21 protein-coding genes, 1 tRNA gene and 2 pseudogenes are annotated in these 23,532 nt (G+C 74.1%); 21 read left to right on the top strand and 3 right to left on the bottom strand.

From position 1 onward, the window contains the following. Positions 1-19 precede the first annotated feature (19 nt). The 9 genes and pseudogenes from rpsD to ACOJUI_RS08460 all read left to right on the top strand — a co-directional run bounded on the left by rpsD (position 20) and on the right by ACOJUI_RS08460 (position 8,174). Positions 20-645: pseudogene (rpsD, locus tag ACOJUI_RS08500) on the top strand (30S ribosomal protein S4). Positions 646-779: 134 nt separating this feature from the next. Continuing rightward, on the top strand, positions 780-3,488 hold the full coding sequence (gene alaS / locus ACOJUI_RS08495; RefSeq protein WP_422114542.1) for an alanine--tRNA ligase: 2,709 nt from the start codon (positions 780-782) through the stop codon (positions 3,486-3,488). Continuing rightward, positions 3,485-4,024: a Holliday junction resolvase RuvX gene (gene ruvX / locus ACOJUI_RS08490; protein WP_422114541.1), complete on the top strand. Its 540-nt coding sequence runs from the start codon at positions 3,485-3,487 to the stop codon at positions 4,022-4,024. The genes alaS and ruvX overlap by 4 nt, the downstream gene beginning before the upstream one ends. Beyond that, a complete protein-coding gene (gene mltG, locus ACOJUI_RS08485; RefSeq protein ID WP_422114540.1) occupies positions 4,024-5,199 on the top strand; it encodes an endolytic transglycosylase MltG in 1,176 nt (391 codons plus the stop codon). Before ruvX ends, mltG begins: the two co-directional genes overlap by 1 nt. Beyond that, complete coding sequence (locus tag ACOJUI_RS08480) at positions 5,178-6,044, top strand: shikimate dehydrogenase (RefSeq protein ID WP_422114539.1); 867 nt, start codon at positions 5,178-5,180, stop codon at positions 6,042-6,044. Before mltG ends, ACOJUI_RS08480 begins: the two co-directional genes overlap by 22 nt. A 139-nt stretch (positions 6,045-6,183) precedes the next feature. Then, positions 6,184-6,576: a hypothetical protein gene (locus ACOJUI_RS08475; protein WP_422114538.1), complete on the top strand. Its 393-nt coding sequence runs from the start codon at positions 6,184-6,186 to the stop codon at positions 6,574-6,576. 92 nt (positions 6,577-6,668) lie between these two features. After that, positions 6,669-6,754: transfer RNA gene (locus tag ACOJUI_RS08470), tRNA-Leu, on the top strand. Positions 6,755-6,867: 113 nt separating this feature from the next. After that, positions 6,868-7,335 (top strand): tRNA (cytidine(34)-2'-O)-methyltransferase, encoded by a 468-nt coding sequence (locus ACOJUI_RS08465; protein WP_422114537.1) that lies wholly within the window; start codon positions 6,868-6,870, stop codon positions 7,333-7,335. Continuing rightward, on the top strand, positions 7,332-8,174 hold the full coding sequence (locus tag ACOJUI_RS08460) for a TrmH family RNA methyltransferase (protein ID WP_422114536.1): 843 nt from the start codon (positions 7,332-7,334) through the stop codon (positions 8,172-8,174). Before ACOJUI_RS08465 ends, ACOJUI_RS08460 begins: the two co-directional genes overlap by 4 nt. 2 nt (positions 8,175-8,176) lie before the next feature. Here the strand turns inward: ACOJUI_RS08460 and ACOJUI_RS08455 are convergent, their stop codons facing one another. Both ACOJUI_RS08455 and ACOJUI_RS08450 read right to left on the bottom strand, forming a co-directional pair. Next, on the bottom strand, positions 8,177-8,680 hold the full coding sequence (locus tag ACOJUI_RS08455; RefSeq protein WP_422114535.1) for a hypothetical protein: 504 nt from the start codon (positions 8,678-8,680) through the stop codon (positions 8,177-8,179). 62 nt (positions 8,681-8,742) lie between these two features. Beyond that, the gene (locus ACOJUI_RS08450; RefSeq protein ID WP_422114534.1) at positions 8,743-9,021 is read right to left on the bottom strand and encodes a DUF5703 family protein; all 279 of its coding nucleotides are present in this window, start codon (positions 9,019-9,021) and stop codon (positions 8,743-8,745) included. A gap of 135 nt (positions 9,022-9,156) precedes the next feature. Between ACOJUI_RS08450 and ACOJUI_RS08445 the strand changes: the two genes are divergently transcribed. The 3 genes from ACOJUI_RS08445 (at position 9,157) to mshC (ending at position 11,788) form a co-directional block, all read left to right on the top strand. Next, positions 9,157-9,498, top strand: coding sequence for a DNA primase (locus ACOJUI_RS08445; protein WP_422114533.1), 342 nt, complete (start codon positions 9,157-9,159; stop codon positions 9,496-9,498). Between the two features lie 138 nt (positions 9,499-9,636). Further along, entirely contained in the window at positions 9,637-10,509 is an 873-nt protein-coding gene (locus ACOJUI_RS08440) for an undecaprenyl-diphosphate phosphatase (RefSeq protein WP_422114532.1), read from the top strand. 34 nt (positions 10,510-10,543) lie between these two features. After that, positions 10,544-11,788, top strand: a complete 1,245-nt coding sequence (gene mshC / locus ACOJUI_RS08435; RefSeq protein ID WP_422114531.1) for a cysteine--1-D-myo-inosityl 2-amino-2-deoxy-alpha-D-glucopyranoside ligase — start codon at positions 10,544-10,546, stop codon at positions 11,786-11,788. A 27-nt stretch (positions 11,789-11,815) separates the two neighbouring features. On the opposite strand, the gene ACOJUI_RS08430 is transcribed toward mshC, so the two are convergent. Then, positions 11,816-12,625 (bottom strand): PAC2 family protein, encoded by an 810-nt coding sequence (locus ACOJUI_RS08430; protein ID WP_422114530.1) that lies wholly within the window; start codon positions 12,623-12,625, stop codon positions 11,816-11,818. Between the two features lie 145 nt (positions 12,626-12,770). Here ACOJUI_RS08430 and ACOJUI_RS08425 point away from each other — a divergent pair, with 145 nt between their 5' ends. From ACOJUI_RS08425 to ACOJUI_RS08385, 9 genes and pseudogenes are all read left to right on the top strand, one after another. Further along, positions 12,771-13,886: a site-2 protease family protein gene (locus tag ACOJUI_RS08425; protein WP_422114529.1), complete on the top strand. Its 1,116-nt coding sequence runs from the start codon at positions 12,771-12,773 to the stop codon at positions 13,884-13,886. Between the two features lie 43 nt (positions 13,887-13,929). Then, positions 13,930-14,991, top strand: coding sequence for a tRNA (adenine-N1)-methyltransferase (locus tag ACOJUI_RS08420; protein WP_422114528.1), 1,062 nt, complete (start codon positions 13,930-13,932; stop codon positions 14,989-14,991). 26 nt (positions 14,992-15,017) lie between these two features. Continuing rightward, the gene (arc, locus tag ACOJUI_RS08415) at positions 15,018-16,592 is read left to right on the top strand and encodes a proteasome ATPase (protein ID WP_422114527.1); all 1,575 of its coding nucleotides are present in this window, start codon (positions 15,018-15,020) and stop codon (positions 16,590-16,592) included. A 47-nt stretch (positions 16,593-16,639) separates the two neighbouring features. After that, positions 16,640-18,270: pseudogene (dop, locus tag ACOJUI_RS08410) on the top strand (depupylase/deamidase Dop). Positions 18,271-18,283: 13 nt separating this feature from the next. Next, positions 18,284-18,472 carry a ubiquitin-like protein Pup gene (locus tag ACOJUI_RS08405; protein WP_422114526.1) on the top strand — a complete coding sequence of 63 codons (189 nt, stop codon included), beginning with the start codon at positions 18,284-18,286 and terminating at the stop codon, positions 18,470-18,472. Between the two features lie 4 nt (positions 18,473-18,476). After that, positions 18,477-19,880, top strand: coding sequence for a Pup--protein ligase (gene pafA, locus ACOJUI_RS08400; protein WP_422114525.1), 1,404 nt, complete (start codon positions 18,477-18,479; stop codon positions 19,878-19,880). Positions 19,881-19,973: 93 nt separating this feature from the next. Further along, a complete protein-coding gene (locus ACOJUI_RS08395) occupies positions 19,974-20,930 on the top strand; it encodes an FKBP-type peptidyl-prolyl cis-trans isomerase (RefSeq protein ID WP_422114524.1) in 957 nt (318 codons plus the stop codon). Between the two features lie 30 nt (positions 20,931-20,960). Further along, positions 20,961-21,341, top strand: coding sequence for an FKBP-type peptidyl-prolyl cis-trans isomerase (locus ACOJUI_RS08390; RefSeq protein ID WP_422114523.1), 381 nt, complete (start codon positions 20,961-20,963; stop codon positions 21,339-21,341). 164 nt (positions 21,342-21,505) lie between these two features. After that, on the top strand, positions 21,506-23,515 hold the full coding sequence (locus ACOJUI_RS08385; RefSeq protein ID WP_422114522.1) for a primosomal protein N': 2,010 nt from the start codon (positions 21,506-21,508) through the stop codon (positions 23,513-23,515). Positions 23,516-23,532 lie beyond the last annotated feature (17 nt).

Genomic DNA, 23,532 nt, shown 5'->3' with positions numbered 1-23,532 from the left:
CGAACAAGAGGTATACCTCGTGACCAACGTCACCCGTGCGCGCCGGCAGGCGCGTCTGTCCCGAGCCCTCGGGCTCCCGCTCACCCCGAAGTCCGTCAAGTACTTCGAGAAGCGCCCGTACCCCCGGGCGAGCACGGCCGTGCTCGCCGCCGGACCGAGTCCGACTACGCCGTCCGGCTCAAGGAGAAGCAGCGTCTGCGCGCGCAGTACGGCATCCGCGAGAAGCAGATGCACCGCGCCTACCTGGACGCCAAGAAGGAGCCGGGTCTGACCGGTGAGAGCATGGTCGAGCTGCTGGAGATGCGCCTGGACGCGCTCGTCCTGCGCTCCGGCTTCGCCCGCACCACCCTCCAGGCCCGTCAGGCCGTCGTGCACCGCCACGTCCTGGTCGACGGCAAGCTGGTGGACCGTCCCTCCTTCCGCGTGAAGCCGGGCCAGACCATCCAGATCAAGCCCAAGTCGCAGGCCATGGAGCCGTTCCAGATCGCTGCCGAGGGCGGCAACTCGGACGTCCTGGCCTCCGTGCCCTCGTACCTCTCGGTCGAGCTGTCCGAGCTGAAGTCCCAGCTCGTGGCGCGCCCCAAGCGCGCCGAGGTCCCCGTGACCTGCGAGGTCCAGCTGGTCGTCGAGTTCTACGCGCGCTGACCTCTCCTCACCGCGACGCGCAAGGCCCCGGCGGGTGTACTCCGGTACCCTGACCGGGGCCTTCGCGTCCGCACCCCGCAGCTCACCCGCCCGCGGGCCCGCCTCAGCAGTTCCAGGAAGGACCCCTGCCGACCATGCGCACCTCCGAGATCCATCGCCGCTGGCTCGACTTCTTCGCGAAGAAGGACCACGAGATCGTGCCCAGCGCCTCGCTGGTGTCCTCCGATCCCTCGATCCTCTTCACGATCGCCGGCATGGTCCCCTTCATCCCGTACATCGTGGGCACCCAGACCGCCCCGTACCCGCGCGCGGCCAGCGTCCAGAAGTGCATCCGCACCAATGACATCGAGAACGTCGGCCGCACCACGCGCCACGGGACCTTCTTCCAGATGGCCGGGAACTTCTCCTTCGGCGACTACTTCAAGCAGGGCGCGATCGACCTGTCCTGGGAGTTCCTGACCACCGCGCAGGACGCGGGCGGCCTGGGCCTGGACCCGCAGCGCCTCTGGTTCACCGTGTGGGAGCACGACGAGGAGTCCTACCAGCACGTCACCACGGTGATCGGCCTGGATCCGCAGCGGGTGGTGCGCCTGCCCCGCGAGGAGATCTTCTGGGACACCGGTCAGCCCGGCCCGGCCGGCCCCTGCGGCGAGTGGCACTACGACCGCGGCCCCCAGTACGGCCCCGACGCGCTGACCGGCACGGTGGCGCAGTGGCCCGGTGACGAGCGCTCCGAGGACCGCTACATCGAGATCTGGAACCTGGTGTTCGACCAGTTCCTGCGCGGCGAGGGCTCGGGCAAGGACTACCCGCTGCTCGGCGAGCTCGAGCAGAAGTCGATCGACACCGGCCTGGGCGTCGAGCGCGTCGCCTACCTGCTGCAGGGCAAGCAGAACATGTACGAGATCGACCAGATCTTCCCGGTCATCGAGAAGGCCCAGGAGCTGTCGGGCCGCGCCTACGGCGCCGGCGGCGAGGACGACGTGCACCTGCGCATCATCGGCGACCACGTGCGCAGCGCCCTGATGCTCACCGCCGACGGCGTCCGCCCCGGCAACGAGGGCCGCGGCTACGTGCTGCGCCGGCTGATCCGGCGCGCGGTGCGCTCCATGCGCCTGCTCGGCCACGACCGGCCCTCGATGCCCGAGCTGCTGCCGATCTCGAAGTCCCTGATGGTCGAGTCCTACCCGGAGCTCGAGGCGGACTTCGGCCGCATCAGCGAGATCGTCTACGCCGAGGAGGAGGCCTTCCGCCGCACCCTCGAGACGGGCACCAGCATCTTCGACCAGGTCGTCGGCCAGGTGCGCAGCGGCGGCGGCCGGGTGCTGCCGGGCGAGGACGCCTTCCGCCTCCACGACACCTACGGCTTCCCCATCGACCTCACCATGGAGATGGCCGGCGAGGTGGGCCTGCAGGTCGACGCCGAGGCCTTCCGCAGCGCGATGCAGGAGCAGCGCGAGCGCGCCCGCGCCGACGCCGCGGCCAAGAAGACCGGCCACACCGACACCGCGATCTACAACCGCCTGCTCACCCAGCGCGGCGGCGAGACCCTCTTCCTCGGCTACACCGAGGACACCGTCGCCACCACCGTCGAGTCGGTGCTGGTGGACGGCGCGCTGGTCGACGCCGTCGAGGCGCCGGCGGACGTCGAGGTGGTGCTGGCCGAGACCCCGTTCTACGCCGAGTCCGGCGGCCAGCTCGCCGACCAGGGCCGGATCACCCTCGCCGGCGGCGGCCTGATCGAGGTCGACGACGTCCAGAAGCCGGTGCGCGGCCTCATCGTGCACCGGGGCCGCCTGGTCGAGGGCACCCTCGGCCAGGGCGCCTCCGCGATCGCGACGATCGACGTCGACCGCCGTGGCGCGATCGCCCGCGCCCACACCGCCACCCACATGGTCCACGAGTCCCTGCGCGAGGAGCTCGGCCACGGCGCCACCCAGGCCGGCTCGGAGAACTCCCCGGGACGGATGCGCTTCGACTTCCGCTACGGCCAGGCCGTGCCGAAGTCGGTCCTCGAGCAGATCGAGGGGCGCGTGAACACCCTGCTGCAGGACGAGCTCACGGTCACCGACCAGCAGATGCCGATCGACGAGGCGCGGGCGCTCGGCGCGCAGGCGCTGTTCGGCGAGAAGTACGGCGACGTGGTGCGCGTGGTCTCGATCGGCGGCGACTGGTCGCGGGAGCTGTGCGGCGGCACCCACGTCTCCAGCACCGGCGCGATCGGCACCGTCCAGCTGATGGGCGAGGCCTCCATCGGCAGCGGCGTGCGCCGCGTCGACGCCCTGGTGGGACTGTCCGCCTACCGTCATCAGGCCCGCGAGCACGCCCTGGTCTCCCAGCTCTCCGAGCTGCTGAAGGTCGGCGCGCCCGAGGAGCTGCCCGAGCGGGTGCGCTCCCTGACCCAGCGCATGAAGGACATGGAGAAGCAGCTCGCCGCCCTGCGCGGAGCGCAGCTCCAGGCCGAGGCCGGGAAGCTCGTGGACGCCGCGGCCGACGTCGCCGGGGTGCGCCTGCTCGCCCACGACGCCGGGGAGGGCGTCGCCGCCGGCGACCTGCGCACCCTCGCCCTGGATCTGAGGACCCGACTGGGCGAGGACACCCCGGTGGTGGTCGCCGTCGCCGGTCACGAGGCGGGCCGCGCCGCGCTGGTGATCGCCACCAACGCCGCCGCGAGGGAGCGCTCCCTCGCGGCCGGGGCGCTGCTGCGCACCGCTGCCGAGGCGATGGGCGGACGCGGCGGCGGCAAGCCCGACCTGGCCCAGGGCGGCGGCGGCGAGCCGGCCCGGATCCCCGAGGCGCTCGCGGCGGTGCGCGGCGCCCTGTCGGCGAACGCGCCGGCATGACCGGCGTCGGCCCCTCCCAGCCCGCCGGGGGCCTGCCCCGCGGCGTCCGCCTCGGGGTCGACGTGGGGGACGTGCGGGTGGGCCTGGCTCGCAGCGACCTCGACGGCATGATCGCCACCCCGGTGGAGACCCTCGAACGGGCCACCGCGGTGGAGCGGGTCGTGCAGGAGGCGCGGGAGGCGACGGCCCATGCCATCATGGTGGGGCTCCCGCGCTCCCTGAGCGGAGCCGAGGGTGCCGCCGCCGCCAAGGCGCGGGACTTCGCCACCGAGCTCGCCACCCGCCTGGCCGCGGAACCGGTGGAGGTCGAGGTCCGGCTGGTCGACGAGCGCCTCACCACGGTCTCGGCGCACCGGGCGCTGCACACCTCGGGCCGCAAGGGGCGCAAGCATCGTCAGGTCGTGGATCAGGTCGCCGCCGTCATGATCCTCCAGCAGGCGCTGGACACCGAGCGTGCGACCGGCCGCCGCGCCGGCGAGCAGGTGGAGGTCGGCGCCGCCGGGGCGTCCGGGCAGGGAACGCAGGAGGAGGCCTGATGAGCGACGAGGAGCTCTCGTTCGACGAGCTCGCCGAGGCGCAGACCGAGGAGCCCGGCTCCGACGCCGCCCCGAGCGCCCGCGGCCGTCGTCGGGCCCCGCGGCGCCGCGGCGTCCTGCGCAGCGTGCTGCCGGTCTTCCTCGTGCTGCTGGTCCTGGCCGGTCTCACCGTCGGCGGGATCCAGGGCTACCGGTGGATCACCTCGAACGTCAGCGTCGAGCAGGAGGCCGCCGACTTCCCCGGGCCCGGCAGCGGGGAGGCGATCGTGGAGGTCGCCGAGGGCGACACCGGCACCGACATCGCCTCCACCCTGGTCGAGCAGGGCGTCATCCGCAGCTCCGGCCCCTTCGTCAACCTCTTCTCGAACACCCCTGAGGCCTCCCGCATCGAGCCGGGCATCTACCGGCTCAAGCTGGAGATGACCTCCGCCGACGCGCTGACCGCGCTGATGGACCCCGCCAACCTCGCCGGTCACCGCGTGATCGTCCCCGAGGGTCGGCGCCTCACCCAGATCTGGGAGCAGGTGTCCGCGGAGGCCGGCATCCCGGTCGAGGACCTCGAGGCCGCCGCGAAGGACTACACCTCCTACGGCATCCCCGAGAACCGCGCCGGGACCCTGGAGGGCTACCTCTGGCCGGGCCGCTACGACATCCCCGAGGACGCCACCGCCGAGGACGTCATCGCGATGATGTGGGCGCCGATGGAGAAGCAGCTCACCGACCGCGGGGTCCCCGAGGACCAGTGGCACGAGAAGCTCACCCTCGCCTCCCTCGCCGAGCTCGAGGTGCGCAAGCCCGAGGACTACGGCAAGGTCGTGCGCACCATCCTGAACCGCCTGGAGGGCACGGGGGAGGCCAAGGGCGCCCCGATGAAGCTCCAGTTCGACTCGACGGTGCACTACGTGACCGGCAAGTCCACCAGCGTGGGCACCACCGACGCCGAGCGCGCCACCAAGAGCCCGTACAACACCTACGTCACCGCCGGGCTCCCGCCCGGACCGATCGCCTCCCCGGGCGCGGGCGCGCTGGACGCGGCGGTGGACCCCCCGGAGGGCGACTGGCTCTACTTCGTCTCGGTGAACACCGACACCGGCGAGACGAAGTTCGCCGCCACCTGGGCCGAGCACGAGAAGAACGTCAAGGAATGGCAGGCGTGGGCGCAGTCGAAGGGATGACCCCCCGGCGCTTCGCGGTGATCGGCTCCCCGGTGGCCCATTCCCTCTCGCCCGTCCTGCACCGCACCGCCTACGAGGTGCTGGGGATCGCCGACGCCGTCTACGACCGCCACGACGTGCCCGCCGGGCAGTTGCGGGCCTTCCTCACGGAGGGGCCGGGCCGCGAGCTCGACGGCCTCAGCGTCACGATGCCCGGCAAGCCCGAGGCCTTCGCCCTCGCGGCCGAGGCGGACGCCACCTCGCAGGCGCTGGGCGTCTCCAACACGCTGATCAGGCGGCCCGACGGGCGCTGGCGCGCCGAGAACCACGACGTGCACGGCATCGCCGCCGCGCTCGGCGACCACGGGGCGGGGTCGCCCCGCACCGGGGCCGTGCTGGGCTCGGGAGCGACCGCGCTCAGCGCCGTGGCCGCGCTGATCTCCCTGGGCGTGACCGACCTGCTGCTGACGGCCCGCAGCCCCCACAAGCTCGCCCCGCTCCAGGAGCTCGCGGGCGGCGCCGGCCTCGCCGTCCGTCTCGTCCCCTGGGAGCACCGTCACCGGCTGCTGGAGACCGAGGTCCTGGTCAGCGCCCTCGCGGCCGAGGGGGCCCGCGCCGTGGCCGGGCAGTGGCGCGCCCTGCCGCACCTCCCCGCGCCCGGGGTGCTGCTGGACGTCCTCTACGATCCCTGGCCCGCGCCGATCGCCGCCGTGGTGGCAGCGGCCGGGGGAGAGGTCGCCGACGGCCTGGAGATGCTGGCCCACCAGGCCGACCGGCAGCTGCGCTCGATGCTGGGCATCGCCGCGGCGCCGGTGCCGCAGATGCTCGCGGCGGCCCGCGCCGCCCTGGACCGGCGCCCCCGCTGAGGGCTCCCCGCGCTCGTCGTGCCTTGTCACGACGGTAAAGGACGAGTAAAGTGGCGGGGACCGACGGAGCCCCGTCGGAGGGTGGACGAGCACGAGGATGTGACTCATGGATGCGGATCAAGGGCTCCTGGACGCTCCGATGACGGACCGTCCCACGACCGAGGCGCTGCCCACGGCGCTGCCGCAGAACCTTCCGCAGCGGTCACCGAGCACGATCGGCCCCGAGATCTCCACCCCGGTCCTGCGCCGATGCACGGCGCTCGCCACCCGCGCCCGGGTGGACCTGCTGTCCGCGAGCCGGCACACCGCCGTCGACGAGCTCGAGCGCCTGCTGGCGTCCCTGGAGTCCTGGGACCCCGCCGCCCTGGCGGACCCCGACCCCACGATGACCGTGCTCGCGGCCGCCGCCCTCCAGGACCTCGCCGGGAGGCTGCCCTCGCCGGCCCGCTCCGCGCTGGGGGCGCGCATCGAGACCGTCCTGGACCTGCTGCACACCCTCATGGACCGTGCGCGACACAGCGCGATGGCGTGATGGTGTTCACGTCCGCCCTGGCAGCGGGCCTTTCCGGTGCACGGTGACCGGATCTGCGTGCTACTGTTTCCGAGTCGCAGCAGCGATCACCCGTCCGGGTGGCGGAATTGGTAGACGCGCTAGCTTGAGGTGCTAGTGCCCGTATTAGGGCGTAGGGGTTCAAGTCCCCTCTCGGACACTGCAGGAAGACCCCGGTTCACCAGCTGAGCCGGGGTCTTCTGCGTCGGCGCCCGGGCCGCGCGCCCCCGCCGCCGATCTCGCCGTGACCCGGCCCGTGGGAGAATCGGCGGCATGGTCCACGTCTTCCTCCACGAGCCCGTGATCGCCGGGAACACCGGCAATGCGATCCGGCTCTCGGCCGTCACCGGCGCCCGGCTCCACCTCATCGAGCCGCTCGGCTTCGACCTCGAGGACGCGAAGCTGCGCCGCGCCGGTCTGGACTACCACGACCTCGCCGACGTCCGCCTCCACCCCGACCTCGACGACGCCCTGGCGGCGGTGCCGACGTCGCGGGTGTTCGCCTTCACCTCCCGCACCGAGGTGGGCTTCGAGAGCATCCGGTACACCCGCGAGGACGTGCTGCTGTTCGGCACCGAACCCACCGGGCTGCCCGAGGAGGTCATGGACCACCCCCGGGTCACGTCCCGCGTGCGGATCCCGATGCTCCCCGCCCGGCGCTCCCTGAACCTCGCCAACGCGGTCTCGATCGCCGTCTACGAGGCGTGGCGACAGTTCGGCTACGACGGGGCGGGGGCATGAGCCGCCCCGCCCTGCCGGCGCGGATCGAGCGGCGCAACGCGCTGTTCCAGCAGTGGCAGGCGCTGCTGACCAATCGCACCAAGCGCACCCGCACCGGCGAGATGATCATCCAGGGCGTCCGCCCCCTCACCCAGGCCCTCGCCCACGGCGTCGAGATCCGGGCGCTGCTGTCCGACGGCCGCGAGCAGCCCTCGCGCTGGGCCCGGGAGCTGCTGGAGAGCCCGCCCGCACCGGTGGTGGTGCTCGCCCCCGCGCTGATGGCGGAGCTGGGGGAGCGGGAGGACGGCGCCCCCGAGCTGCTGGCCGTGGCCGCGGTCCCCGCCGACGACCTCGAGCGCCTGACCCCGTCGCCGGACGCGGTGGTGGTGGTCTTCGACCGACCCTCCGGACCGGGGAACATCGGGGCGCTGGCCCGCACCGTCGACGCCCTCGGGGCCGAGGGCCTGGTGATCACGGGCCACAGCGCCGACGCCTGGGACCCGGCCGCGATCCGCGCCAGCACCGGCTCGATCTTCGCCGTGCCGGTGCTGCGTCAGCCCTCCCATCGCGAGGTGCTCGACTGGGTCGGACGGCGCCGGGAGCGGGGCGAGCCGTGGACGGTGCTCGGCCTCGACGAGGCCGGCGGACGCGAGCTCGCCGCGGCGGACCTCACCGGCCCCACCGTGATCGTCGTCGGCAACGAGACGGCCGGCCTGAGCGCCGGGTGGCGCGAGGCCTGCGACGCCCTCGCCGAGATCCCTATGGGCGGCAGCGCCTCCTCGCTCAACGCCTCGGTGGCGGGCTCGATCGCGCTCTACGAGGCCCGGCGCCAGCGCCGCGCCGCCGCGCCGGCCCCCTGAGCTCAGGCGGTGCCGAGCGCCGCGCCCACCAGCGGGGCCCCCAGCAGGCCCAGGAACGGGCCGGCCAGCAGCACCGGGCCCACCGCGAAGCGCACCCCGGCCCGGCGGGTCATCGCCATCACCACCGCTCCTGCGAGCCCGCTGCCCACGGCGACCCCCAGCCCGGCGGCGATCAGCACCTCCCCGCCCAGGGCGGCGGACATGAGCACCACCGCCGGCACCGTCTTCGCATCGCCCATCCCCAGCAGGCCTGGCGCGGCCAGCGCGATCAGGACCGCGGCCAGCCCCAGCACCATCGCCAGCACCGCGGCGGTGCGCAGACCCTCCCGCAGCGGGGGCTCCGCGATCGCCACCAGCGCCAGGGCGGCCGCGACCGCGAGGGTGAGCGCGGCGACCCAGCGGTTGGGCAGGCGGTGCTCCCGGCCGTCGGTCCACGACAGCACCAGGGCGGGCGGCAGGTAGGCCACCGCCAGCACGGCGATCAGCAGCGGGGTCGGCTCGCTCACACCCTTATTGGACCAGAGCGGGGCCCGGCGGCCCAGCGCGGCGGACCGACTGTGGACGGCGGCTACAGCGTGGACTGCACCCGGATGATGCGACGGCGCATCCACACCTTCCGGCCGCCGCCGAGGTACAGGCGGGTGCGGGCATGCTCCCAGCGCCCGTACTCGGCCTGCTCGGCGAGCTCCGTGCGCACCTGCCCGATCGAGGCGCCACGGGGCACCGTGATGATCTGGAACTCGTAGTCCTCGGCCCGGCGTCCCCGCTCGAGCGGGAGGTCGCGCCACCCGCGCGGGTCCCGCACGTGCTGGACGCTCGCGACGAGGGGGGTGTGGGTGCGTCGCACAGGGTTCCTCCTTGGTGCAGGTGCGGTGACCTGCGACGGGGCGGTCGGTCTCGGGCGGAGACTGCGGCGGATTCGTGACCTGACCATGCGCGTCTCCTCTGTCCATTCTGCCGTCGGACGGGGTACGGTCCAACCATGAACTCGGATCCTCGCTCTGCTCTCGCTGCGCTGATCGCTGCCCTCGAACGTCACTACGAGGCGGCCGCCGCCTCCCGCGATGAGGACGATCCTGCCCTCGACGCGGCCACCGATCAGCTCACCACGGCGTTCGACGCCTACGACGACGCGCTCTTCGACGCGTACGAGATCGCGACCCCGCTCATCGTCTTCGACACCGAGGACGAGGACGACGACGACGATGACGACGACTTCGATGACCTGGACGACTTCGAGGACGACGAGGACGACGCCGAGGAGTCGGACGACGACTTCGAGGACGACGACTTCGAGGACGAGGACACCTCCTCGACCCCCTGAGCGGGCCCCCGCCGGACGTCCACGTCCTCTTCACACCGCACCGCTGCGCGGCGCCGGGCATCCCGCCCGGCGCCGCGTACTCTGTGCGGGGCCCTCCTCGCGAGCGGCCGACCAGCGCATCGTTCCTGAGGAGTGTCCATGTCGTTCATCGAGGCGGTGATCCTGGGGCTCGTCCAGGGCCTGACCGAGTTCCTCCCGATCTCCTCGAGCGCCCACGTGCGCGTGGTCGGCGAGCTGATGAGCCCCGGCCAGGATCCCGGCGCGGCCTTCACCGCGATCATCCAGCTCGGCACCGAGACCGCGGTGCTGATCTACTTCTGGCAGGACATCACCCGCATCATCGGCAAGTGGTTCCGGGCGCTGGCGGGCAGGGTCCCGCACTCGGACCTCGATGTGCGGATGGGCTGGCTGGTGATCCTGGGCTCGATCCCGATCGGCGTGCTGGGACTGCTGTTCGAGGACCAGATCGACCACGGCCTGCGGAACCTCTACATCACCGCCACCATGCTGATCGTCTTCGGCATCCTGCTGGGGCTCGCAGACCGCATCGCACCGCAGCGCAAGGAGCTCAAGGAGCTCACCGTCCGCGACGGCATCCTGTTCGGCCTCGCCCAGGCCCTCGCCCTGATCCCGGGCGTCTCCCGCTCCGGCGGCACCATCACCGCCGGCCTGCTGATGGGCTACACCCGCCAGGCCGCCGCCCGCTACGCCTTCCTGCTCGCCGTCCCCGCCGTCTTCGCCTCCGGCCTCTACAAGGCCGCCCAGGAGGTCCCGGCGCTGCTGACGGCCGACGGTCGGGCGGCCGCCGCCGCGGCCGGCGAGCCCTCGCTGATGGCGATCGTGGTGGCGACGGCGGTCGCCTTCGGCATCGGCTACGCGGTGATCGTCTGGTTCATGCGGATCATCGAGAACCGCTCGTACCTGATGTTCGTGGTCTACCGCATCGCCGCCGGTCTGCTGCTGCTGGCGCTGCTGGTCTCCGGTGTGGTCGACCCCCTGGGCGGCGCGTGACACCGCGGCCCTGACCGGCCCGTATGATCGAGTGGTGGAATCCTGGACTTCTCCGTCGCTCTCGCCGCTGCCCGCCTCGGGCGTCCCCCTGAGGCTGCATGACACCCGCACCGGGCGCACGGCGCCGATCACCCCGCTGACCCCCGGCAGGGCCCGGCTGTACGTCTGCGGGATCACCCCCTACGACGCGACCCACCTCGGCCATGCGGCCACCTACCACGCCGCCGATCTCGTGCGCCGCGCCCTGCGCGACACCGGCCTCGAGGTCGAGATGGCCCAGAACGTCACCGACGTCGACGACCCCCTGCTCGAGCGGGCGCAGCGCGACGGCGTCGACTGGCGCGAGCTGGCCGCCTCCCAGGTCGAGCTGTTCGCCGAGGACATGGAGGCGCTGCGCGTCATCGCGCCGGAGACCTACCGCTCCGTGAGCGAGTCGATGGACCGGATCATCGCCGCCGTGCGGACGCTCCACGACCGCGGCCGCGCCTACCCCGTCGAGTCCGACGACGCCGCCGGCCCCGACTGGTACCTGGACCTCTCCGTCGACGGCGCCCTGGGGGACGTCTCCGGATGGGGCGAGGATCAGATGCTCGAGGTCTTCGCCGAGCGCGGGGGAGACCCCGACCGTCCCGGCAAGCGCGGCCGCTTCGACCCGCTGCTGTGGCGCGCCGAGCGGGAGGGCGAACCGGCCTGGGAGGCCGGGGAGCTCGGCCGGGGCCGCCCGGGATGGCACGTCGAATGCGTGTGCATCGCCGAGGAGGGCCTGGACCTGCCCTTCGACATCCAGGCCGGCGGCAGCGACCTGATCTTCCCCCACCACGATCTCAGCGCGGCCCATGCGGTGGCGCTGGGCCGGCCCTTCGCCACCACCTACGCCCACAGCGGGATGGTCGCCTACCAGGGCGAGAAGATGAGCAAGTCGCTGGGGAACCTGGTGTTCGTCCACCGCCTGGTGCGGGACGGCGTCGACCCGATGGCGATCCGCCTGGTGCTGATGGCCCACCACTACCGCTCCGACTGGGACTGGTCCGACCAGGAGCTCGCCACCGCCGCGGAGCGCCTGGCGCGCTTCCGCGCCGCCGCCGCCCGGGGCGGCCACCACCCCGCGACCGTCGAGGCCCTGCGCGCGGCCCTGCGCGCGGACCTCGACACCCCGGCGGCCCTGGCCGCGCTGGAGACCTGGGCCTCCGGCGCCGCCGCAGCCGCCGCGCCCACCGCCGGTCCGGGGGACGTCGCCGCCGCGGCCGATGCCCTGTTCGGGCTGGACCTGCGGGGCTGAGCCGGTCGCCGTCGGCCGGGGCCCGGCTCAGTCGCTCTCGCGCCGACGGCGCAGGAACTGCTCGAACTCCTTGGCGATCGCATCGCCGCTGGCCTCGGGCAGCCCGGCCGCGTCCTGCGCCCGCTCCAGGCGCCGCACGTACTCGGCGACGTCCTCGTCGGTGCGGGCCAGTTCGTCGACCCCCCGCTCCCAGGCCTCCGCGTCCTCGATCAGCTCCTCGATCGGGATCGGGGCGCTGATCAGGTCCTGCACCTCGCGCAGCAGCCCCAGCACCGCCTTGGGCGAGGAGTTCTGCGAGACGTAGTGGGGGACCTGCACCCAGATGCTGGTGGTGCGCAGCCCGGCGCTCGCGGTGCGGCGGGCGAGGATCGTCGGCACCCCCACCGGGCCGCTGTACAGCTCGGAATCGTCGACCCTCTGCGCGGGCACCGGCTCCACGGTCGCCGAGACCGGCAGCGGCCGGGTGTGCGGGGAGTCCGCCAGCAGCGCCCCCAGCGAGATCACCGAGCTCACGTCCAGCACCTGCAGCTGCTCGAGCACCTCGTCGCAGAACCGCTTCCAGCGCAGCGAGGGCTCCGGTCCCATCACGGTGACGATCTCCGGGCCGCGCGGGGGCGTGATCAGGTGCAGCCGCGTATCGGGCCACTCGACGATCCGCAGCCCCTCCTCGGTGGTCATGATCTCGGGGCGGTTGACCTGGAAGTCGATGAACTCCTCGGCGTCCACCGCGCCCACCGGACGCGAGGGCCACACCTCGAGCAGGTGCTCGATCACTCCGGTCGCGGCGTCACCGGCGTCGTTCCATCCGCTGAAAGCCGTGATGGCGATTCGACTCATCGCTCCATCATAGGCACCGCACGCCCCTCCCCACGGGCCCCGGAGCGGGGCCCGTGGGGAGGGGTCCGGGCAGCGGGGCCCAGAGGCGGGCGCTATCCTCGCATCGTCCCGGACGCCCCTCGTCCGCGTCCGGAGGAGTGAGACGATGACGAGCCCCCTGCTGCGCCTCGGCCCGCTGCCGCCCCTCCGCGTCAGCCCGGGCACCCTGGTCACGGTGCTCCTGATCGCCGTGATCCTCTACCCGGGGCTGAGCGGCCCGGGCCGGGCGCCGCTGACCGCGGTGCTGCTGGCCGTCGGCATCGGCGCCTTCATGATCGTCTCGGTGCTGGTGCACGAGATCGCGCACGCCGTGGTCGCGCGCGGCTTCGGCGGCACCGTGGACCACATCGCGCTGACCCTGTGGGGCGGCCACACCCAGTACCGGGCCGAGCGGATGTCCGCGACCGGCTCGCTGCTGATCTCCCTCGCGGGCCCGCTCAGCAACGGTCTGCTGGCCGCGCTCTCCTACGGGGCGGTGCAGCTGACCGAGCCCGGCTCCGCCCCCGGCACCTTCTGGTCCCTCAGCTGCTGGCTGAACATCGCCCTGGCCCTGTTCAACCTGCTGCCGGGACTGCCGATGGACGGCGGACGGGCGCTCGAGGCGCTGCTCGGCGGGGTGCTGCGCAGCCCGCGCACCGGCACCGTGGTGACCGCCTGGATCGGCCGCGCCATCGCCGCGGCCGTGGTCCTGGTCCCCCTCGCGCGGGCCCTGCGCGCCGGCGATACCGGCGGCGTCTCCCTGCTGACCCTGGTGTGGGCGGTGCTGATCGCCGGCGTGCTCTGGCAGGGCGCCTCCCGCGCCCTCGAGGGAGCGCGGGTGCAGGGACGGATCGAGGCCCTCGACGCCGCCGCCCTGGCCCGCCCGATGCGGATCGTCCCGCCCCAGCTGCTGCTCGCGGAGCTCGACACAGCCCCCGGCCTCGACGCGGTGCTGATCCTCGAGCGGACCGCCGCCGGCCCCGGGATCCTCGGTCGCGCCTACCGCATCGATCCGGCCGCCGCCGCGGCCGTCCCCGCGCAGCACCGGGCCGCCACCCCGGTCGGCGCCGTCGCCGGCTCCCTCGGCGAGATCGCGACGCTGCCCGCCTCCCTGCGCGGCGACGCCCTGGTCTCCGCGATGCTCTCCCGCCCGGCCGCCCTCTACCTCGTGCTCGAGCCCGACGGCCGCCCGCGCGGGGTGATCACCACCGCCGCCGTCGACGACCTCCTGCGCGGACGGTGAACATCGCGGTCCGCCCCTTCGCCCAGGCCATATGCTGGAAGGCATGACTGACCAGCCGCCGCAGCCCGACGCCCCCGCCCCGGCGCCCGGTCCCGCACCCCGCGCCCCCCGCCGCGGCCTCGATCGCACCGGCCCCTTGGCCGCCGGCGACAAGGTCCAGCTCGCCGACGCCAAGAACCGCCTGCACACCATCACCCTCAAGCCCGGCGGCGAGTTCCACACCCACCGCGGGGTGCTGCGCCACGAGCAGCTGCTCGGCGCGGAGGACGGCGTGGTCGTCGAGGACACCCGCGGCACCCGCTACCAGGCGCTGCGACCGCTGTACGCGGACTACATGCTCTCCATGCCCCGCGGCGCGGCGATCATCTACCCCAAGGACTCCGCCCAGATCCTCATGTGGGGCGACATCTTCCCCGGCGCCCGGGTGCTCGAGGCCGGGGTCGGCTCCGGGGGCCTGACCACCGCGCTGCTGCGCGCCGTCGGCCCCGAGGGCCGCGTCCACTCGATCGAGCGCCGCGAGGACTTCGCCGAGGTGGCCCGCGAGAACGTCGAGACCTACTTCGGCGGACCGCACCCCTCCTGGGAGCTCTCGATCGGCGACTTCCAGGACGTCGCCCCGACCCTGGCGCCCGCCGTGGACCGGGTGGTGCTGGACATGCTCGCCCCCTGGGAGTGCGTGGACGCCGCGGCCGACGTGCTGGTCTCCGGCGGGGTGTTCCTCGCCTACGTCGCCACCGTCACCCAGCTCTCCCGCACCGCGGAGGCCCTGCGCGACCACGGCGAGTTCACCGAGCCCTACGCCTGGGAGAGCTTCGTGCGCCCCTGGCACCTCGAGGGCCTCGCGGTGCGCCCCGAGCACCGCATGAACGCCCACACCGGCTTCCTCCTGACCTCCCGCCGCACCGCCCACGGCACGGCCGCGCTGACCCGCGTGACCCGTCCGGCGCCCGGCTCACGGCTCGAGGAGGAGGTCGACCACCCCGACAACGACGGCTTCGGCGGCTCGGACTCCGCCTGGACCGAGCGGGACCTGGGGGAGCGCGGAGTCGCCCCCCGCAAGCTGAAGCGCGCCCTGCGGGACATCCGCCAGGGCCGCGACCGCTGAGCCGGGCGGGAAGGAGAGAACCCCTCATGAAGACGTACGCCGAGATGACCGCCGAGCTCGAGCAGCTCGCCGCCCACAACGAGCGCCTGGTCAGCGGGCTGCGCGCCGCCCGCGCCCAGATCGTCGAGCTCAAGAGCGACCTGGAGCGCGTCGGCGACCCGCCGAACTCCTACGCCACCTTCCTGCGCCGCTGCGAGGGCACCACCATCGACGTCCTGCACAACGGGCGTCGGCTGCGGGTGGCCACCGCCGCGAGCCTGGACCTGGATGCGCTGGTGCCCGGCGCCGAGCTGCGCCTGAACGAGTCCCTGGCCGCGGTCGAGGCGGTCCCGCCCAGCGACGCCGGCAACGTGGTGCCGGTGGTCGAGCCCCTCGCCGACACCCGCGTGCTGGTGGCCGTCGCCCCCGACGACACCCGCGTGCTGCGCCGCGCCGGCACCCTCACCGAGGAGCCGCTCCACCCCGGCGACCACGTGCTGGTGGACCTGAGGTCCCAGCTGGTGCTGGAGCGGATCAACCGCGCCGAGATCACCGACCTGGTGCTCGAGCAGGTCCCCGACGTCTCCTTCGAGCAGATCGGCGGCCTCGGCGACCAGATCGAGGCCATCCGCGACGCCGTCGAGCTGCCGTTCCTGCAGCAGGACCTGTACCGCACCTACGGGCTGCGACCCCCGCAGGGCGTGCTGCTGTACGGCCCGCCCGGCTGCGGCAAGACCATGATCGCCAAGGCCGTCGCCCATGAGCTGGTGCTGCGCAGCGCCGAGGTGCGCGGCGTGAGCCTCGAGGAGGCGCTGGCCAACTCCGCCTTCCTCAACGTCAAGGGTCCCGAGCTGCTGAACAAGTACGTCGGCGAGACCGAGCGCTCCATCCGGCTGGTCTTCGAGCGGGCCCGCGAGAAGGCCGCCGCCGACCATCCCGTGGTCATCTTCTTCGACGAGATGGAGGCGCTGTTCCGCACCCGCGGCACCGGGCTCTCCAGCGACGTCGAGACCACCATCGTCCCCCAGCTGCTGGCCGAGATCGACGGCGTCGAGGGCCTGGACAACGTCATCGTCATCGGCGCCTCCAACCGCGAGGACATGATCGACCCCGCGATCCTGCGCCCGGGCCGGCTGGACGTGAAGATCCGCGTGCGCCGCCCCAACGCCCGCGCCGGCCGCGAGATCCTCGGCCTCTACCTCGACCGCAGCGTCCCGGTGCGCGAGGACCGCGAGCAGCTGCTGGACCTCGCCATGCGCGAGATCTACGCCGACGGCCCCTCCTCGGCCTTCGTGCGGGTGGACTACTCCGACGGCGCCTCCGAGACCCTCCACTTCCGCGACTTCGTCTCCGGCGCGACCCTGCGCAACATCGTGGACCGGGCCAAGAAGCTCGCGGTCAAGGACCAGCTGTCCACCGGGGACGTGGGCCTGACCTCCCAGCACCTGCGGGACGCCATCACCGCTGAGTTCATCGAGAACGAGGACATGCCCTCGGCCGCCCATCCCGAGGACTGGGCGCGGATCTCCGGCCACCGCGGCCGCCGGGTCGAGGCGGTGGTCCCGCTGCAGGGACGCAGCCGCGACGTCGCCGCCGACGCCGCCCGGGAGGTGACCGCGTGACCGCGACGGACCCCGGCCAGCGCGCCGGCCTCACCACCGAGCGGGTGATGGGCATCGAGACCGAGTTCGGGGTGCTGCACGCCGACCTCGAGGACCGTGCCCGCGCCGGCGCGGGCAGCTCGATCCTGCTGTCCCACCTGGTCGTCGGCGCCTACGCGCTGCTGGACCCGCACGAGGGCGAGCGGGGCCGCCGGGTGCGCTGGGACTACGGGGACGAGACCCCGCTGCGCGACGCCCGCGGCTTCGAGCTGCAGCGCGCCGCCGCCCATCCCACCCAGCTCACCGACGAGGTCCGCGACGCCCACGTCCCCAGCGTCGAGCTCGACGCCCCGGTGACCGGCCCCGAGGTCGCGCCCGCGGGCGACGACGCCGACGTGCTCACCTGGGCCGCGCAGCGCTCGATCGGCAATGCGGTGCTCACCAACGGGGCCCGCTGGTACGTCGACCACGCCCACCTCGAGTACTCCGCCCCCGAGGTGCTGCGGGCCCGCGAGGCCGTGGTGGTGGATCGCGCCGGCGAGGAGATCGCCCGCCGGGCGATGCGGATCCTGGCCGAGGCCGACGGCATCCCCGAGGTCGCGCTGTACAAGAACAACACCGACGGCAAGGGCGCCTCCTACGGCACCCACGAGAACTACCTGGTCGACCGCGCCGTGCCCTTCGAGCGGGTGGTCGCCGCGATGCTGCCGTTCCTGGCCACCCGTCAGGTGCTGGTGGGCGCGGGCCGGGTGGGCCTGGGCACCCGCGGCGAGCGCCCCGGCTTCCAGCTCTCCTCCCGGGCCGACTTCATCGAGGCCGAGGTGGGGCTGGAGACGACGCTGAACCGGCCGATCGTCAACACCCGCGACGAACCGCATGCGGACCCCTCCCGCTTCCGTCGCCTGCACGTCATCATCGGCGACGCCAACCTGCTCGAGGAGTCCACCTTCCTCAAGCTCGGCACCGCCTCGCTGGTGCTCGCCGCCCTCGAGGCCGAGCACCGCACCGGCACCGCGATCCTCCCGGACCTGCGCCTGGCCGACCCGGTCGCGGCGGTGCGCGCCATCAGCCACGACCCCGGCCTGCGCACCACCGTGCCCCTGGTCGACGGCCGCGAGCTCACCGCCGTCCAGATCCAGCGCGCCCACCTCGAGGCGCTGAGCGCGGTGGCCGACCTCGGCGACGCGGAGACCGCGCAGGTGATCACCGCCTGGGGGAGCTGCTGGACCTGCTCGAGCAGGACCCGATGCTCGCCGCCGACCGCGTGGAATGGGTCGCCAAGCTGCAGCTGCTGGAGCGCTACCGCAGCCGCCACGGCCTGGACTGGGGCGATCCCCGGCTGGCCCTGATCGACCTGCAGTACTCAGACCTCCGCCCCGGCCGCGGACTGTTCGACAAGCTCCGCAGCGCCGGCGCCGTCGGCACCCTGGTGGGGGCGGAGGAGGTGGCGGCGGCGGTCTCGACCGCCCCCACCAGCACCCGCGCCCACCTGCGCGGCGGCCTCATCGCCGCCCACCGCGAGCTGGTGCCCGCGGCCGGATGGGACGCGATCACCCTGGCCGGCCCCGAGACCGGCTATCGGCTGCGCCTGGCCGACCCGCGCCTGGGCTCGGCCGCCTGGTGCGCCGCCCACGGCATCGACCTGACGAAGGACCCCGCGACGATCCTCGACGCCCTGCGCCGAGCCGTCGCCGAATGACGAGGAGGACCCCATGTCCCAGCAGTCCCTGAACGCCCCCGGCTCCGGCCCCGACGAGTCCGCCGACGACGCCGTCGCCACCGGCGGGCAGACCTTCGCCTCCGCGCAGGCCGCCGACGACCTCCTGGACGAGATCGACGCGGTCCTGGAGTCCAACGCCGAGACCTTCGTGCGCTCCTTCGTCCAGAAGGGCGGGCAGTGAGCCGATGAAGCGTCGCGTCGGAGGGCTCGAGACCGAGTTCGGACTGGTGTGCGTGCGGTCCGACGGCTCCCGCGCCCTCGAGCCCGAGGCCGCCGCCCGGGAGCTGTTCCGCCCGGTGGTGGCCATGGGCCGCTCCTCGAACGTCTTCCTGCCGAACGCCGCCCGGCTGTACCTGGACGTCGGCTCCCACCCCGAGTACGCGACCGCCGAATGCGACGACTGGTGGGAGCTGGTGGCCCAGGACCGCGCCGGCGAGCGGATCTTCGCCGACCTCGCCGCGCAGGCCAACCAGCGCCTGGCCGCGGACGGGCAGGACGCCCGGATCCACCTGCTGAAGAACAACGTCGACTCCGCGGGCGACGCCTTCGGCTCCCATGAGAACTACCTGGTGGACCGGCGCGGGGAGTTCACCCGCCTGCCCCGCTTCCTGCTGCCCTTCCTGGTCACCCGGCAGATCGTCACCGGCGCCGGGGGAGTGGTCCGGGACGGCTCCGCCGACGGCATCGACAAGGGCGCGCGGTTCGTCTTCTCCCGCCGCAGCGACCACATGTGGGAGGCCGTCTCCTCGGCCACCACCCGCACCCGCCCCATCATCAACACCCGCGACGAGCCGCACGGGGACCCCACCCGCTTCCGCCGCCTGCACGTCATCGTCGGCGACTCGACCATGAGCGAGGTCTCCACCCACCTGCGCTTCGCGACCACCGACCTGGTGCTGCGCGCCATCGAGTCCGGCCGCGCCCTGCCCCAGCTCGCGCTGCACGACGACATCTCCGCGATCCGGGCCGTCGCCCGCGATCCCAGCGGCGCGGCGCCGATCCCCACCGCCGACGGCGGCGCCACCACCGCGCTGGACGTCCAGCAGCAGTGGCTCGACCACGTCACCGACCTGGCCGACGAGAGCGAGCAGGAGGTGCTGGAGACCTGGCAGAAGGCGCTCGACGCGGTCCGCACCGGGGACCGCTCCTGGGCCGCGACCCATCTGGACTGGGCGATCAAGGAGCGGCTGTTCACCCAGGTCGCCGAGCGCCGCGGGGTCGACCTCGCCGATCCCGCGATCGAACGCCTGGACCTCGCCTACCACGACATCGACCCCGCCCACAGCGTCTTCCAGGCCCTGCAGCGCCGGGGCCTGGCCCCCTCCGCGCTGCCCGAGCAGCGCATCGCGCAGGCGCGCACCACCGCCCCCACCACCACCCGCGCCCATCTGCGCGGGCAGGTCGTCACCGCGGCGCAGGAGCACCGCGTGGACCACGTCGTGGACTGGACCACCCTGCGCCTGACCCGCCCCGGCGCGATGCCGGTGCAGGTGCTGGACCCCTTCGCGACCTCCCTGCCCGAGGTCGACGCGCTGCTCGCGGAGATCCGTGCCCTGGGCGGGGCCGCCACCCCCGCGCCCCCGGCCTGAGCGACAGCTCACCGCCCAGCTCCCGCCCACCCCGCTGCCCGTACGCTGGATGCCGTGCCCCGTCCGGGGCGTCCGCTCCGAAAGGCCACCGACTTGATCCGCCGCCGCACGCTGCTGACCACCGCCCTCGCCGCGACCGCCGCCCTCGGGCTCGCCGCCTGCACCGACGATGCCGAGCAGGCCGGCGGCGCCTCCGACGGCGGGGGAGCCTCCGACGGCGGCGGCGACGTCCTGTCGGGCGTCACGGTCAGCGAGGACCTCGGCGCCGAGCCGACCATCGAGTTCACCGCCCCGCTCGAGATCACCGCGGCCGACGCCCGCCTGATCACGCCCGGCGACGGCGCGGTCATCGCCGACGGCGACACCGTCATCTGGCGCAGCCTGTTCGTCGACGCCTCCACCGGCGAGACCCTGCAGTCCTGGTGGCAGGGCGCCCCCGCGAGCGGTGTCCAGGTCACCGCCGAGGGCGTCGGCGAGGAGGCGTACTCCTTCCTCACCACCGTCCCGGTCGGCTCCCGCTTCGTGATGGCGGGCTGGCAGCAGGACCAGGCCGGCCAGGCCCGCTCCCTGCTGCAGGTCGCCGACGTGGACCGGGTGGTCTCCCCGCTGCGCGCGGAGGGCGAGAGCGGCGACCCCTCCGGACGCTTTCCCACCGTCACCCTCGCCGAGAACGGCGCCCCGGCCCTGGACGCCCCGCCGGAGGGCGAGCCGCCGACCGAGACCACCCGCGAGGAGCTGATCGTCGGCACCGGCGACACCACCCGCGCCGGCGACTACCTGACGATGCACTACACCGGCTGGAAGTTCTCCGACGGCAGCCAGTTCGACTCCTCCTGGGAGCGCGGCGCCCCCTTCGGCTTCGTCCAGGGCTCGGGGATGGTGATCACCGGCTGGGACGAGCACCTGCTGGACCTGAGCGTCGGCAGCCAGGTGATGCTCGTGATCCCGCCCGCGGACGGCTACGGCGAGGACCCCGCGGCCCATGAGCTCGGCGGGGAGACCCTCGTCTTCGTCATCGACGTCCTCGACGCCGCGCACACGGCAGACTGACCCCCTCACCCCACCACCACAGGAGGATCCATGGATCGCAGCAAGCCCGAGATCGAGCACCCCGAGGGCCCCGCGCCCAGCGAGCTGATCAGCACCGACGAGATCGTCGGCGACGGCGAGGAGGCCGGCCGCGGCGACGTGGTCGACGTGCACTACGTCGGCGTCTCCCACTCCACCGGCGAGCAGTTCGACGCCTCCTGGGACCGCGGCGAGCCGCTGCGCTTCCAGCTCGGCGTCGGCCAGGTCATCAGCGGCTGGGACCAGGGCGTCCAGGGCATGCGGGTCGGCGGCCGCCGTCGCCTCGACATCCCCGCCGCCCTCGGCTACGGCGACATGGGCGCCCCGCCGGTGATCGCCCCGGGCGAGTCGCTCATCTTCGTCTGCGACCTGGTGGCGGTGCACAAGCGCTGAGCGCCTCCGCACCCGGCGCGGCGGGGGAGCAGGAGGGCCTCTTCGAGGCCCCCGCCCCCGCCGCTGCTGTTCCCGCTCCCGACCCGCCGGCCCGCGCGCCGGCGGACCCGGGCCCCGATCCGGGGGCCCGGGCCCCCGGCCTGCGCACCACCGCAGGCTTCGAGGTGGTCGAGCAGCTGCCGGTGGCGAGCGTGCGCCTGATCGGCGTGCTCCCGCACCTGGACCGCCCCTTCGAGTACGCCGTCACCCCGGCGACCGCGGACGCCGGCCCCGGCATGCGGGTGCGGGTGCGGTTCTCCGGCCGTGACACCGAGGGCATCGTGCTGGGCCGCCACGAGCAGCCCTCGACCGATCGCCCCCTGGCCCCGCTGCACCGCCTGGTCTCCGACGACGTGGTGGTGCCGCCGGCCCTGATGCGGGTCTGCGAGGAGGTCGCCGAGCGCTGCGCCGGCACCGTCGGCGACGTCCTGCGCCTGGCCCTGCCGCCGCGCCACGCCCGCGCCGAGAAGGCCGACCGCGCCGCGGAGCAGAAGGAGCGGGAGACCGCGGAGGACGTCGACTCCCCGGACCGCCCGGATGTCCCGGACGCCGCAGCGGCCGAGGCCGCGCCCGCCCGCCCGCGCCCCGGCGACCGCTACCCGGGACTGGCGGCCCTGCTCGCGCGGGCCGGCAGCCCCACCGGGCCGGTGCCCCGCGCCAGCCTCACCCTCGATGCGGCCGATGCCTGGACCACGGTGGTCGCCGACGCCCTCGGCGACCTCGACCCCGACCGCGGCGCGCTGGTGATCGCCCCCGACCAGCGCGACGTGGCCCGGCTCTCCCGGGAGCTGGCCGCGCGCGGCCTCGACCACGAGATCCTGGCCGGCACCGAGGGCCCCGAGAAGCGCTACCGCACCTTCCGCCGCATCCTGCGCGGCGCCACCCGGATCGTGCTCGGCAACCGCTCCGCGGCCTTCGCCCCGGTGCGGAACCTGGCCCTGGTGATCTGCTGGGACGAGGCCGACGACCTGCTCGAGGAGCCCCGCGCCCCCTACCCGCACACCCGCACCGTGCTGCAGTGCCGCTCGGCCGAGGAGCGGTGCGCGCTGCTGTTCCTGGCCGCGAGCGACTCGGTCCCGCTGCGCGCCCTCGCCGACCTCGGCTACCTGGCCCGGCTGGAGCCGCTGCCCGCCCCGGTCACCGCCGTGCGCCCCCGGATCGTGGCGATGGACCAGTACCTGCGCGAGCGGGAAGGTCCCTCCGGCCGCTCCCGGCTGCCCCAGGAGGCGATGCGGGTGCTGCGCCGCGGCCTCGAGCGGGGACCGGTGCTGGTGCAGGTGCCCCGCACCGGCTACGTCCCCGCGATCGCCTGCACCTTCTGCGGCACCCGCGCCCAGTGCCCGCACTGCGCCGCACCGCTGTCCCTCGGCGCCCGCGGCGGCCCGCTGCACTGCCGCGTCTGCGGGCGCCGCGAGGACGGCTACCGCTGCCCCGAATGCGACCGCACCCAGGTGCGGGCGATGGTCGTCGGCTCCGCCCGCACCGCCGAGGAGCTGCACCGGGCCTTCCCCGACGCCCCGCTGAAGGTCGCCGGGGGAGCCCACGGCGCCCTCGCGGACGAGGCCGTGCCGGAGCGGGCGATCGTCGTCGCCACCCCGGGCGCCGAGCCCGCCCCGCCGGCCCGCTACGCGGCGGCCCTGCTGCTGGACGCGGACGCGCTGCTGGGACGGGCGGCCTTCGACGCCGACGTCGAGGCCGTGCGCCGCTGGCGCAATGCGATCGCGCTGGTGCGCAGCGCGGACAACGGCGGCGAGGTGCTGGTCGTCGGCACCTCGACCCTGCCCGCGATCCGCGACCTGGTCGCCCACCGCTCCGCGCTCTTCCTGGACCGCGTGCTCGCCGACCGCCGCGAGCTGGAACTGCCCCCCTTCCGCCGCGTCGCCGAGATCGTGGGGGACCGCGACGCCTGCCGCGGCTTCCTCGAATCCGTCGAGCTGCCGGACGCCACCGACGTGTTCGGGCCCGTCGACCTCGAGGGCCCCGACGCCGCCGGCCGCGCCCGCGCGGTGCTGCGCATCGATCCCGCCCGCTCCCGGGAGCTCGCCGCCGCCCTGCGCGCGGGGGTCGCCGCCCGCAGCGCCCGCAAGGCCAAGGGCTCCCTGCGGGTGCGGCTCGACCCGCCCGACGTGTTCTGAGCCCGCCCGCCGTAGAC

It is taken from the genome of Brachybacterium sp. UNK5269, from assembly GCF_049266655.1.
Lineage (GTDB): Bacteria > Actinomycetota > Actinomycetes > Actinomycetales > Dermabacteraceae > Brachybacterium.
The sequence above is the reverse complement of the archived record's forward strand: the minus strand, read 5'-3'. Positions and strand labels throughout refer to the sequence as shown.